Source organism: Nocardia sp. NBC_00403, assembly GCF_036046055.1.
In the GTDB taxonomy this organism is placed as follows: Bacteria; Actinomycetota; Actinomycetes; order Mycobacteriales; family Mycobacteriaceae; genus Nocardia.
Window position 1 is genome coordinate 3,527,235 of sequence record NZ_CP107939.1, and the last position, 14,387, is coordinate 3,541,621.

The 14,387-nt window shown below is 67.5% G+C and carries 6 protein-coding genes; 5 read left to right on the plus strand and 1 reads right to left on the minus strand.

The features are described 5' to 3' along the window. Positions 1 to 6 precede the first annotated feature (6 nt). Complete coding sequence (locus tag OHQ90_RS15495; RefSeq protein ID WP_328411155.1) at positions 7 to 582, minus strand: hypothetical protein; 576 nt, start codon at positions 580 to 582, stop codon at positions 7 to 9. A gap of 328 nt (positions 583 to 910) precedes the next feature. Between OHQ90_RS15495 and OHQ90_RS15500 the strand changes: the two genes are divergently transcribed. From OHQ90_RS15500 to OHQ90_RS15520, 5 genes are all read left to right on the plus strand, one after another. Then, positions 911 to 1,555, plus strand: a complete 645-nt coding sequence (locus tag OHQ90_RS15500) for a hypothetical protein (RefSeq protein WP_328411156.1) — start codon at positions 911 to 913, stop codon at positions 1,553 to 1,555. A 470-nt stretch (positions 1,556 to 2,025) separates the two neighbouring features. Beyond that, complete coding sequence (locus tag OHQ90_RS15505) at positions 2,026 to 2,763, plus strand: zinc ribbon domain-containing protein (RefSeq protein WP_328411159.1); 738 nt, start codon at positions 2,026 to 2,028, stop codon at positions 2,761 to 2,763. A gap of 70 nt (positions 2,764 to 2,833) precedes the next feature. Then, positions 2,834 to 4,120: a bifunctional RNase H/acid phosphatase gene (locus tag OHQ90_RS15510; RefSeq protein ID WP_328412855.1), complete on the plus strand. Its 1,287-nt coding sequence runs from the start codon at positions 2,834 to 2,836 to the stop codon at positions 4,118 to 4,120. A 314-nt stretch (positions 4,121 to 4,434) separates the two neighbouring features. Then, complete coding sequence (locus OHQ90_RS15515) at positions 4,435 to 6,912, plus strand: FAD-dependent monooxygenase (protein ID WP_328411161.1); 2,478 nt, start codon at positions 4,435 to 4,437, stop codon at positions 6,910 to 6,912. Between the two features lie 149 nt (positions 6,913 to 7,061). Then, entirely contained in the window at positions 7,062 to 14,297 is a 7,236-nt protein-coding gene (locus OHQ90_RS15520) for a non-ribosomal peptide synthetase (protein WP_328411163.1), read from the plus strand. Positions 14,298 to 14,387: the final 90 nt, after the last annotated feature.

Genomic DNA, 14,387 nt, shown 5'->3' on the forward strand with positions numbered 1-14,387 from the left:
GCGCCCTTATTCAGTCGGGGTCGTCGGGTACTCGAGGTGGATGGCATTGACGAAGTCGGGATGAGCGGTGATCACGACGTGTGATCTATCGGGCGTCATCCGCGCACGGGCAAAGATCTCCGCACGTTCGAATGTGCCCTTGATCAACAGCAGACCCACCGGAAACCATCCGGGGAAGACTGCGAATACCAGTGGTACGACCAGCCCTCGTACACCCTGCAGAAGTGCGAGAACGAGGGCGACAACGGTGATTGCCGCTGCGACCGATAGGAATTGACCGATCCGCACGAATCGGCGGGCATGGCGCAGGCATGCCGGACAGGCCGGCCAGTCGCCGTGCAGCACGATGTGCGGGTCGACGTTGAACGGGTCTCGCGATCCGATGCGCGAGAAGATGCGGAGCAGGAACCGAGCCGACGTGAGGCGCTCGGCCCCGCCCCTACGGTCCACGAAGGGGATCTGAGCGGTCCGCAGTTGCGCCGCAGGACGGCCGTGCTCGCTGCACACTCTCGGCAGCTGCTCCCGCAGGATGAGATGGAGCGGCGCACCGTTCGGCGGCATGCTCTCGTCCGGATCGGGCATGACCGGGAGCGAAATGTCTTGCCGGTGCGTCCGCGACCGTATCGGGAAACGTGGTGCGGCAGTGCCTGAGTCGTGCACTGTCACTCGTGTCCTCCGCGTTGATTCGCACTGTCCTCGACCTGCTTCCGCACGGACAGCGCGCCGAGGGCGTCCGGCTCTCCTGCGAGTGTCTCGGACATCAGGCTCCCTCGTGGTGCGGTAAGGCGGTCTCTCGCTCTGGACGCTCTGAAGACCCCCTCGGCGATCCTAATGCGGGCGTATTCGGCGTGTCTCTGGAGTGTCGGCTGTTCGGGCGAATCGGTTGGGCGCAAACGGGTATAACGACCGCATGGATTTCCCGGTAGACCTGGGGATCGTGCAGATCGGGCTGATGCTGCTGATCCTTGTTGCGCTAGCACTATTGATATCGGCGTTGGTGATGGTGCGCAGGGTCGGATTACGGGTTCTGCTCGGCCGGGGCGCGGCGGGCCTGTGCCTCTTGCTCGTCGCGGTGGTGCTGCTGTGGGTGGCGACGCTGATCCAGACGTATCTGGGCCTGAGCGGCGAGGTCAAGGCCGCCCATGTGGTGGTGAGTCCCGTTGCGGGACAGGAACATCGACTCGAGGTGGAGCTCACGCTGTACGGCGACGACGAACACGGCGAGAAGCACGACAAGTACCAGGTCGAGGGTGACCTGTGGGTCTTGCAGGCCAATATCGTCGAGCTGGAGCCGTGGGTGAATGCGCTCGGCTTCCACTCCGGATACAAGGTGACCCGGTTGTACGGCCAGCGTCTCGACGGCATCGCAACCAGCCAGAACCAGATCTTCGTCAACGGCGACGACCAGGACTTCTTCGCCGATATGCGGAAAGGCCGCTGGTGGACCGAACCTTTCGTCCGCTCCGCCTACGGCAACGCCGTCATCGGGACACCCGGTGAATTCGACGTCTTCATCTCCAGAGACGCCATCAAAGCCCGCTCACCAGGCCATTAGCCCCCAAACCCCGTTCCCGCGGTACGAACGGGACATGATCGCGGGGCTGGTCGCGGTTTGCCGCCGCCATGTCCTGCTCGCGCGGGAGGTATCCGGGCAGGAGCGCCGGTGCGGCGGAACTGATGGTCGGTGTGGCACGCGGGGTGGCCGGGTGCCCGCTGGATCGGTGCTCTACGGGTTGTCCGGGCGGGCCACCGGGCTCCGGCGTCTCGGACTCGGTGTCGTCTGAAGGCTGGCTGCGGCCCTGGTGCCCGGCGGGGGTGGACAGCCATTGCGTGGTGGCGTCTTGTCGGCCTGGTTTCATGACCCCGTCCCCGGGATATGGCCCCTGCACCCCACCTCAACACCCGCTGACGTGGCCTCGGACCTGATCCACCAGCCGTCCGAGGTACGGTTGAGCACTGGTGTTCGCCGTCGTACCGGCGCGCGGTGCCTCCCATCCGTCCATAGCGTCCAGGAGTTTGTTCGCGTTGAATGTCGAACCCCCGATCCAGGCCAAGCTGCTGCAGCTCGCCGCTGTCGACGCCGAACTGACGCGGATTGCGCATCGGCGCACCGTGCTGCCCGAGCAGCAGGAGGTGGCGCGGCTGGAGGTGGAGCGCAATGCTCACAAGGATGCCGCGGTGGCTGTGGAGATCGTGTTGGACGATCTCGATCGCGATATCCGCAAGCTGGAGGGTGAGGTCGAGGCGGTTCGCAAGCGTGAGGAGCGCGACCAGGGGATGCTGACCGCTGGTTCGGTGGGTGCCAAGCAGCTTTCGGAGATCCAGCATGAGCTGGGCAGTTTGGAGCGGCGCCGGTCGGTGCTGGAGGACGAGCTGCTCGAGGTGATGGAGCGCCGCGAGGCGTCCGCCGCCGACCACGAGCATGCGGGTGCGCGCCTGGACAAGACCGAGCAGGATCTGGCCGACGCACAGCGGCTGCGGGACGAGGCACTCGCGGATCTCGATGTGGCGCAAGGCCGTTGCGAGGGCGATCGGTCGGGTCTTGTCGGGTTGTTCCCTGCTGATCTGCTGAGCATCTACGACCGTCAGCGCACCCAGCACGGTGTCGGCGCGGCGCTGCTGCAAGCTCGCCGGTGTGGGGCCTGCCGGATCGAGCTGGACCGCGGTGAGATCGCGCGCATCGCGAAGGCCGCGCCCGACGCGATCGTGCGTTGCCCGGAATGCGGCGCGGTGATGGTGCGCACCAAGGAATCGGGCCTGTGAGTTTTCGAGCCCGCGTTTCGGCGCGTGCTCGGACCGTGACCGTGGCAGGTCGAGTTCAACGAGGGGAATGATGGCCCAGCTCGAGGTGATCGTCGAAGCCGACGGTGGTTCCCGTGGCAATCCGGGGCCTGCCGGTTACGGCGCGGTCGTTTTCGACGCTGATCATGCGAGTGTTCTCGCCGAGCGCCGTGAGTACATCGGTGTCGCGACCAACAATGTCGCCGAATATCGTGGCCTCATTGCCGGTTTGGCGGCGGCCGCCGAGCTCGGCGCGCGTGTGGTGGCGGTGCGGATGGACTCCAAGCTGGTCGTCGAGCAGATGTCGGGGCGCTGGAAGGTCAAGCACGCGGCCATGATTCCACTGGCCGACCGGGCGCGCAGGCTGGTCGCGGGATTCGATCGGGTGAGTTTCACCTGGATTCCGCGCGCGGAGAATTCGCATGCGGATCGACTGGCCAACGGGGCGATGGATGACGCCTCGCTGGTCGGCGAGGTGCGTACCGCGCTCGATGCCGGGCACGCGCCCGCTGGCGGCGATCGGAGCAGCAGCACATCGGGCGGTGCGCCCGCTCAGGGATCTGCCCTCGGCGTCGAGCGCGATCTGCCCAGCTGGGTCGACGAGGTCAGGGACGCACGGGCTACGCCGGAAACCGGCGCGAATGCGCAGGGCGCGGTGGCGGATTCCGAGGATGCGGCACCGATCGGTGCGCAAACGACGCCCGCCCCGGGCTGGACCGGCGCTACCGGCCGCCCGACCCGCCTGCTGCTGCTGCGCCACGGCCAAACCGAACTTTCCATCCAGCGCAGGTATTCGGGCCGCGGCAATCCGCCGCTCACCGAACTCGGTCGCGAGCAGGCCGCGCGCGCCGCCAAGATGCTCGCCGCCAAGGGCAATATTGCGGCCGTCGTGTGCTCCCCGCTCGGCCGGGCCCGCGAGACCGCCGAGGCCGCGGCGAGCGCGCTGAATGTCCCGGTGCATGTCCTCGACGGCCTGATCGAGACCGACTTCGGCGACTGGGAGGGCCTGACGTTCCTGGAGGCGGCGCAGCGTGATCCACAGCTGCACGCGCGCTGGCTGGGTGACCCTTCGGTGCCCGCCCCAGGCGGGGAGAGCTTCGATCAGGTGCGCGAGCGGGTGGAGGCGGCACGGCGTGATCTGGTCGCGCTGTATCCCGGCGCGAACCTGGTGGTGGTCAGTCATGTGACCCCGATCAAGACGCTGCTGCAGCTGGCGCTCGGCGTCGGTCCTTCGCTGCTGTATCGCCTGCATTTGGACCTGGCGTCGCTGTCGATCGCCGAGTTCTATCCTGACGGGGGATCGTCGGTGCGCCTGGTCAATGACACGTCATATCTGTGACTGTCTCGAGCATTCGACCAATGGCGGCGCCCTCGGAAAGCGTGAATTATTGCGCATCTCAACGGAATTAGCCTGTCGAACCGAGTCCTTGCGGTGAATCTCACTCGATCTCGTTTCAAACACGGCGATCGGGGTAGGCTTCGGGGCGGTCTGGCACAGGGCATCCCGCTCCGACTGCGTTTCCCGAGGACGATCCGTCATCGAACAGCGCCGCCCGAGGGGGGATGACGACCGACGAGCGATGTGGCTCGCCGGCCGCTTCGAAACAGGAGGCACCCCTGGGTCGTTGAGTGTTCGATGAGAGTGCAGGTTCGATGAGTAGTCCGATCAACGTTGTCGTTCTGGGAGCTGGCATCGGGGGACTCACCACTGCGGTCGCATTGCGACATGCGGGGTTCGGGGTCGAGCTGTACGAGGCCGCGCCCGAGCTGCGCGCCCAGGGCTTCGGACTTTCGGTGTCGGCCAATGGATTCAGCGCGCTGCGCACGCTCGGCCTCGGCATCGAGGACCAGCTGCTCGAACGCGGCGGCAAGGTCGAGACGTTCCGGTTCTGCTATCCGGACGGCACTCCCTTGCGTGTACTTCCCGTCCACCGCCAGGACGCCAGACTCGGCTCTCCGAGCATTGCTCTGCATCGCAGCGACCTGCACGACGTGCTGTTGCGCGCGGTCGGCGACACACCGACTCACGTCGGCGCACAGGCAACCCGCTTCATCGACGACGGCGAGCACGTGCGCGTCGAATTCGCCGACGGCCGCATCGCCGAGGGCGACCTGCTGATCGGCGCCGACGGCATCCACTCCGCCGTGCGCGCACAGTTGCACGGCCGCGCTGAGCCCCGCCCCGGCAACTTCGTGTGCTGGCTGGCCTGCATCCCTTTCGAGCACCCCGCGGTGCCGCGCGGCTTCTCGGCCCATTACTGGGGCGCGGGCATGCGTTTCGGCATCCACCATATCGGTCACGGCCGCGTCTACTGGTGGGGCACCAAGACCATGCCCGCCGCCGAGGCCGCCGACTGGCAAGGCGGTAAACAGGAGCTGCTGCGGCTCTACGCCGATTGGGCTCCTGAGGTGCGGGCCTGCCTCGAACAGACCGACGAATCCGGCATCCTCGCGGTGCCTGCCCAGGACCGCCCGGTGCTCGAGCAGTGGGGGCGGGGCCGAGTCACCCTGCTCGGCGACGCCGCCCACCCCATGCTGCCCAGCCTCGGCCAGGGGGCCAACGCGTCCATCGAGGATGCGGTGGTGCTCGCGCACACCTTGAAGACTTCGCTGGATCCCGTTGCGGGACTACGTCGTTATGAACAGCTGCGTGCGGCAAGGACCGCCATGCTCGTCAATGGGTCGTCGAATCTCGGGAAGATCGAGCAGACAACGGACCCGAGGCTGATCAAGGTGCGCGACGCCTACTTCCGGCACGCGCCCACCGAATTCTTCCTGCGTGAGACGGCGAAGCCGCTGTCGTTCCCGCCACTGGACGGGCCGACCGCGCGGCTGCCGCGCCGGCTGTCCCCGATGGAGCGGTGGCATTGGATCGCCGATCAGCTTGCCCCGCTGCACATCCTGGCCCGGGTGCGGGTGCACGGGTCCATCACCGCAGAGCAGGTCAGGACCGGCCTCGACGAAGTACAGCGCCGACATCCGCTGCTGCGCGTCGCGGCTGCGGCCGAACCCGACGGCACCGCACCGCGATTCGCGCCCGTGGCCAATCGGCCGATCCCGCTGCGGGTCGTCGAGTCCGACGAGCCGCAACGCTGGCTGGCCGAGGTCGATGACATCGAGTTGCGCGAGCCGTTCGATTGGCACCAGGGACCGCTCGCGCGCGCCGTGCTGATCAGCACGCCGGACGGCCAGATCAGCGACTTGATCGTCACCCTGCACTACGCGATCGCCGACGGCGAGAGCGCGATGTCGGTGGCCAAGCAGGTGCTCCAGGTTGCCTCGGGTGAGGGCGCTGAGCTGGCTCCCGCCCCGATCCGGCCCGGCCCGGAAGACCTGTTCCCGGCCCGATTCCAGGGTGGCAGCGGCATCGGGCGGACCATCGGATCGCTACTGCGCGACCAGAAATCGCAGCTGCGCCGCCCGCGGCGGCTGGAGCCGACCGAACTGGCACCGCCTGCGCGACGACGCAGCCGCGTCGTGCATCGCGGCCTCAACGGCGACCAGCTCGACGCGCTGAGCGCAGGCTGCGCGCGCAACGGCGTCGGCCTGCAGGCCGCATTGTCGGCGGCGCTGCTGGTCGCCGCGGCCCGCGAAGCAGGCACCACGAAGGAAGCCTGGTACACCGTAGGCAGTTCGGTGAACTTCCGCGCGCACCTCGACGGCGTCGTCGCCGACACCGAGGTCGGCACCTATCAGGGCATGATCGCGACGCCGGCCGAGTACGCGCCGTGGTCTTCGCTCTGGCAGATCGCCACCGAGATCGAGCGTGCGTACGGCACGCGGATGCGGCGCCGCGATCACCTTGCGGCGCTGAATCTCCTGAAGGTCGCGGCACCGAAATCGGTGGCCGCCAGCGCCGCCACGGTGAAGTTGATGGACACCCGCGGTCCCGGCCATCTGTGCATGACCTACCTCGGCAACTATCCCTTTCCGGACAAGATCGGATCCTGGCAGCTGTCGGGCGCCCAATTCGTCTCGGGCATGTCGGTGAGCGGGTTCATCATGGCCACCGCCAACGCCACGCACGGCGAATTGTCCTTCAACGTGGGCTATGTCGAGCCCGCGGTATCCCGCGAGCGGGCCGAGCGTCTCGCCGACGAAAGCGTACGCGCGCTGCTGGCCGTTCTCTGACCGGCGGCGTTCGCCCCGAAAACAATCGAGACGCCCGGCATCGAAGTCGATGCCGGTGCTTATCGGTATCCGAAAACTGGATAACTGTGGCAACAGCCTAGGCAGATCTGCGCACGGCCGGTGCCGCGACTGTCGCGATAGGAGAGACTGTGACGTCGGAAACCAGCGCAACCCCCGAGAGACCCGACGAGGCCTGGCCGGTCAGCGCGTATCAGCGCGATGTACTCGGCTTGGCCTTCCGGCTGGCACCGGATCCGGTCGCGCAGCAGACCTACAGCTTCCGCATGGATGAACCGCTGGAGATCGCCAGGCTGCAGGCGTGCTGGGAGCGCGCGCTGATGAGTGACGACGCGCTGCGGCTGCGGTTCTCCTTCGAGGATGGCGAGTTCCGCCAGTGGGTGTGCGACGACATTCCCGAGGTCGAGGTGTTCGATCTTACCGGTGCGCCGAATCCGGTTGCCGCGGCACAGGAGTGGCTGTGGCGCGCGGTCGCCGACCCGGAGCTGCCCGGTCGGCCCGCGCGGCTCGCCGCGGTGGTGGACCGGCCGGACCGGTTCTGGATGTTCATCTCGGTGCATCACGCGCTGGCCGATGGCTACGGGCTGAATCCGCTGATCGCGCTGCTCAACGACAGCTACACCAAGTCCGATGGCGTGCCGCTGGCGGAGCTGGCGAAGCCGGAGTCGCCCACCGAGCACACCGATCGCTCGGTGACCACGTATCGGGCGATCGCCGAGGACGACCGGGCCTACCGCGAGTCCGAGCAGTACATAAAGGATCGCGACGCGCTGCTCACCGCGCTGGACGGGATCGAACCCGCCCTCTTCACCGGCCGGTCGGAGCGGCCGAAAGTCGTGCGCGGGCACTACAGCACGATGATTCCCGGCGACTTCCTCGACCGCATCCGGGCGACCGGCTTCACCGTCTTCGCCTATACGACCGCTGCGGTGGCGGCCTATCTGACGGCGATCCACCGCACCGACCAGGTGGTCATCGGCTGCCCGATGCTCAACCGGCACTCGGCCGAGACCTTCCGTACCCAGGGCCATCGCGCGAATGTCGTCCCGCTGCCGGTACGCGTAGACCGGAACGTGCCGTTGGCGCAGGTTGCGGCGGAGGTCACCCAGCAGATCCGTGGTCTGAAGAAGCATCAGCGGTTTCCCTACGGCGATCTGGCGCGTGCGTTGAACAGTGATCCGTCGGCGCCACCGCTATATGACGTCCAGTACTCCTTCACCAAGCTGCCCGACGCGGATTACGTCCACGACCTCATCTCGAAGTGGACGGTTCTCAATCCCGGCACGGTGTCGGACGCGCTCACCATCGTCGTCGCCGAGGACGGCAGAGACGGATCGATCAATCTCCAGTTGTTCTACGACACGGACGTTTTCACCGAGACCTTCCCGGTCGAATCCGCGCTGCGCAGTGTGGGGGAAATGATCACCGCGGCACTGGACCATCCGGAGATGCCGGTGGGCGCGCTGCCGATGCTGTCGGTGCAGGAGGCCGCGGCAATAGCCGCCTTCGAAACGGGTCCGCGCACCGATTTCCCGTACACCACCCTCGACCGGTTGTTCACCGAACAGGCCGTCGGCAACCCGAACCGCGTTGCGCTGGTGCCTGCCGCGGATTCCGGCGACAAGCCGCTCACCTACGCCGAATTATCCCGTCGCGTGGATGGTTTCGCCACCAGGCTGCGCGAGCTGGGCGCCGCGGGCAACGAGTGCATCCCGGTGGTGTTGCCACGATCGACGGACCTGCTGATCGCGGTGCTCGGCATTCTGCGTGCGGGCTGCGCCTATGTTCCGCTCGATCCGGACTATCCGGCGGCGCGCATCGAAACGGTGCTCGCCGACTGCGGCGCCAGGTTCGTGGTCGCCGGCCCCGAGCACGCCCCGGTGTACGCCGGGCTCGGTGTCGCCCGGGTATCGGTGGCGAACACGTTGCCCGCACGTCAGGCCGTCGAAAACATCTCGCATCCGGCCGATCTGAGCTACCTCATCTACACCTCGGGCTCCACCGGCGAGCCGAAGGGCGTGATGATCGAACATCGCTCGGTGGTCAATCGGCTGACCTGGATGCAGCGTCATTACCCGTTGGCCGCAGGCGACGTCATCCTGCAGAAGACTCCGGTGACCTTCGATGTGTCGGTGTGGGAGTTGTTCTGGTGGGCCATCGCAGGCGCGCGCGTCGCGCTGCTGGCGGCGGGCGGCGAACGGGACCCGCGCCGCATCGTCGATGCCATCGAGACGAACTCGGTGACGGTCATCCACTTCGTGCCGTCCATGCTGGCCGCCTTCGTCGACGAACTGGAGGCCGATCGCACGATCCTGCCGCGCCTCGCGACGCTGCGCCGGGTCTTCTGCAGCGGTGAGGCGCTGGCGCCCGCCCTGCTGCGCCGCTTTCACGCGCTATACGCGGCGGCGCGGACGACCCCGCCGCAACTGGTGAATTTGTACGGCCCGACCGAGGCCACCGTCGACGTCTCGTATTTCGACTGCCCGGACGATGATTCGCTCGCCGTGGTGCCCATCGGCCGCCCGATCGACAATATCGATCTGCTGGTGCTCGACGAGGCGGGCCGACGACTGCCCGTCGGGGTGCCCGGCGAACTGAATATCGCGGGCGTCGGTGTGGCCCGCGGCTATCGGGGCCGCCCCGAACTCACCGCGGCGGCCTTCGTCGACGACCGCACGGTGCCGGGCCGCCGCCGTTATCGCACCGGCGACCTGGCCCGCTGGCTGCCCGACGGCACCCTCGAATACCTGGGCCGCTACGACGATCAGGTGAAGGTCCGCGGCAACCGGGTGACCCTCGGCGAGGTCGAGAACGCGATCCTCGGCTGCACCGGGGTGCGGGCGGTCGCCGTCGTCGACGAGCGGTCCGACACCAACGGTGTGCAGCTCGTCGGATACTTCGTCGGCGACGAGATCACCAGCGACGAGATCGCCGATCTGCTCGCCGCTCGACTGCCGCGTTACATGATTCCGGCGCGCCTGGTGCGGGTGGATCGGATTCCCCTGACCCGCAACGGAAAACTGGATCGACGCGCGCTGCTCGAGGAGTCCGCCGCCGAGCTCACGGGCATCGGACACCGCGCCGAGCCGCGCACCGCCGTCGAGGCCGAGCTGGTGCAGGTCTGGCGCTCTGTGCTCGGCGTCGACTCGATCGGCGTGCACGACAACTTCTTCACTCACGGCGGTGACTCCATCCTCGCGCTGTCGGTGCGCACCGCCGCCGAGCGGGCCGGCCTGTACTTCGATGTCGACGGGTTCTACGAGAATCCGACCATCGCCGAGCTGGCCGGGATCGTCGCCGACGGCCAGGAAGGCACGCGGATTCGGATCGCCGCGGCCTTCGAGACGGTGCCGCTGATCGACCGGGCCGCGCTGTATCAGGCCGAGGACGCATTCCCCGCCACCGCATTACAACTCGGTATGCTCTTCCACAGTATCGAGCGCGCCGATTCGGTCAGCTACAAGGACGTGTTCCGCTACCGGTTCGAGCTGCCCTGGGACGCGGCGGAATTCCGGGTCGCCTTCGATCGGCTGGTGTCGCGGCAGCCCGCGCTGCGGTCCTCGTTCGACCTGAGCAGGTATTCGATCCCGCTGCAGGTGGTGCACACCGCCATCGACTACGAGCTGGAGATTGTCGATCTCACCGGCATCGACTCCACGCTCGCCTACGAGCGGGTCGAGTCCTACTTGCAGGAGCGCGGGCACGCGCAGTACGACATCGCCCGTGCCCCACTGCATGCCGTGCGCGTTTTCCTCCGGCCGGGCGCGGACACCAGGCAGACTGTCGACCTGGTACTCAGCTTCCACCACGCGATCCTCGACGGCTGGAGCGTTGCGACCTCGGTGCTCGAACTACTGCTGGACTATCTGCATCGCCTCGGGCTCGTCGAGTCCGCCCTCGACGACCGCCCGCACTCTTCGACCGTTCTCGCCGAGTACGCACAGGCCGAACAGGCTGCCATTCACGATGATTCGGCGCGCGAGTACTGGCGCACCGCTTTGTCAGACGCGGAGCCGACCGCATTGACGGCGCTGGGCGTCCACCAGGCCGCCGTCACGGCACCACCGCAGGCGCAGGCGTTGGTGCCGCGCCGGCTCGCCGAACGGGTGACCGCGTTCGCCATCCGGAACCAGGTGCCGGAAAAAGCGGTCTATTTGGCCGCGCACTGCCTTGCGCTGCGCACGGTCACCGGCCGTTCCGATGTCACCACGGGCGTCGTCAGTCACGGCCGTCCGGATCGGGCCGGGGCCGAACGCATTGCGGGACTGTTCCTCAACACGCTGCCGATACGGCTGGACGCGTGCGCGGGCACCTGGTGGGAGGCGGTCGAGCAGGTCGCGCGCCGGGAGCGGGAGGCCTATCCGCACCGGCGCTACCCGCTGCGGTCCATCCTGGCCGACGGCGGGCCCGCCTTCGAGACGGCGTTCAACTTCGTCAACTACCACGTGTTCGCGCCGATCGCAGGCATCGACGGCGTCCGGTTGCGCGACTTCGATGTTCGCGAGGAGACCAACTTCCAGCTACTGGTTACGGTGGCGACCGATCCGCGCGACGGCCGCATGTGGGTGCGGGTCAACGGCGATCACACCCTGACCAAGGACCAGTGCGAGACCGTCGCGCTGACCCAGCTGCGGATGCTGGCAGGCATTGTCGGTGAACCGGATTCGGCGATCGATCGGGGCTCCGGTCCGGCCACCGCCCGCGATGTCGGCACCCTCGTCGCCGATGCCGCCGCCCTCAACCCCGACGCGATCGCGCTGATCGGCGACGACCACACGGTGACCTATGCCGAGCTGATCGAGCACTGCGATCGACTCGTGCAGCGGCTCAGCGGTTTCGGGATAGCGCCCGGCAACCGGATCGGCATCATGATGGCCCGACGCCCGGAGCTCGTGGTGCTCGTGCTCGCCCTCACCAGGATCGGGGCGACTTGCGTGCCGCTCGATGTCAGCTATCCGGGGGCCCGGCTGAACCTGATGATCGACCGGGCCCGCCCGCATCGCGTCATCGCCGACGCGGAATACGCCTGCATCGTCGACGACACCGCCCTGGTGCTCGATACTGCCGCGCTGTTCGACACCGGCGACGTCACCGGTGTGGCACGGGTGGTACCGGATTACGTGTCGCCGGACGCGGTGGCCTATGTGCTGTTCACCTCCGGCTCCACCGGGGAGCCCAAGGGCGTCGCCATGCCGCACCGCGGCCTGACCACGTTGGTGGAATGGCAGAACCGCACACCGTCGGGGATGGGTCTGGCCAGCACCCTGCAATTGGCGCCGTTGAGCTTCGATGTCTCGTTCCAGGAAATCTTCACCACCCTCGCCGCGGGCTCGGCGCTGCGGGTGAGCTCGGTGGATCTGCGGTCGAATGTCGAGGAACTGCTGAATCTTGTTGTCGAGGAGGGCATCGAGCGGCTGTTTCTGCCCTATGTCGCGCTGCAGGCGTTCGCGGAGGCCGTCGTCGCTAAGCGCGCGTTCCCGACCAGCCTGAAGGCCCTCGTGTCCTCCGGTGAGCAACTGCGCATCACCGACGAGATCCGCGCCCTGTGCAAGGTGGTGCCCGGCCTGCTGCTGGAAAACCAATACGGCCCCACCGAATCCCACGTGGCCACCAAGTACGCGCTGCTCGGGCCTGCCGATGATTTCCCCGCGCTGCCCGCGATCGGCCGAGCGGTCGACGGCGATACCGCGGAACTGCTCGACGGTGCGCTGCGATCGGTGCCCGACGGGGTGATCGGCGAAATCTATCTGGGCGGTCGTTCGATCGCCAGCGGCTACCACGGTAGGCCGGGCCTGACCGCGCAGCGGTTCGTGGCTACTCACGGCGGCGCGATCCTGTACCGGACCGGCGATCTCGGCGTGCGGCTGTCCTCCGGAGACATCGTGTATCTGGGCCGCAGCGACAGTCAGGTGAAGATCCGCGGCTTCCGGGTCGAACCCGCCGAGGTCGAGCTGTGCATTCTCGGATTCGAGGAATTTCCCGCCATTACCGAGGCGGCCGTGGTCGCCCGCGGTTTCGGCGGTATCGACGGTGCGCTGATCGCCTTCCTGGTCGGTGCGGCCGACCAGACCGATATGGCCGCACTGCGCCACGATCTGCGCGCGGTGCTGCCCGCCCACATGGTGCCGTCGCGGTTCATCTGGCTCGACGAACTGCCCCGTACGCCGAGCGGCAAGCGCGACGACAACGCCCTGCGCGCGATCGTCGAGAATGCCCCCGATTCGGCTGCCGCCCAGCGAGAACCGGCCGACCAATACGAGCGGTCGGCCGTGGAGCTGCTCGCCGAGTACGCCGGGCTGCGCTCGATCGGGCTCGATGACGACTTCTTCGCCTCCGGCGGCACCTCTATCGGGGCCATGCGTGTGGTGATGGGATTGTCGCGGCGCTGGGGCGTGGAGGTGCCCCTCGATACGTTCATCGGCGCACCGACCGCGGGCGAGCTGGCCGCACTCATCCGGGCCGGGAACACCCACCGCACCTTCGACCCGGTGGTGCCGATCAGTGGCGGTGCCAAGACGCCGCTGTTCCTTGTGCACCCTATCGGCGGAAATGTGCTGTGCTACTTGGCACTTGCCCGCTACCTCGGCCCGGACCGTCCGGTGTACGGATTGCAGGCGGCAGGTGCCGACTCGGGCAGCACACCCGAGACGTCCATCCCGGCGATGGCGCAGTCCTATCTGGAGGCCATCCGCCGGGTCCATCCGGAAGGTCCTTATCACCTTGCGGGTTGGTCCTTCGGCGGCAATGTCGCGCTGGAGATGGCGCGGCGGCTGCCCGAACACGAGGTCGCCAGTGTGACGCTGCTCGACACGCTCGCATTGCGGCAGCAAGACAGGCGTGCGCCGGTCGCGCAGGAGCAGCTGATCCGCTGGTTCTTCCTCGAACTGCTCTGGTACGCGCGCGGAAACCAGGTCGCACTGGTCGATTTCGAGCCCGACGTGCACGGCACCGACGAACTGTTCGACGCGGTGCTCGCTGAGACGATCAGATCGGGGATTCTGCCCGCCGACAGCTCCCCGCAGGCCATTCGCAGGCTTTACGACGTGTTCCACGCCAATTACACCGCGCTGCTGGGATACAAGCTCGAGCCCTACGACCGCGACTTCACACTGTTGCGGGCCAGCGAGGGACTGCCGCCCGGCGTCGATGTGGCACATCGGACAGTCGGCAGCATGTTCGACAGCGCGGACAACGGCTGGAAGCGGTACGCAGGACGCCGCTTCACCCAGGTGGCGGTGCCGGGTGACCACCTGCAGATGATGGCCGAGCCGCACATCGGTGTGGTTGCCATGCACTTGGACGCGGCGTTGTCGACAGCTGATTCCCGCCTTGATCAGGAGCTCGGCGCGCAGATGCTCGACGCGTGAGCACCGGTCCGACCGCCCGGCCAGGGGGCATGCGCGCAACGCATGACCTCGGGTGTCGGTGGCCGGGTCCTGGTCGCGCATCGGGTGTCT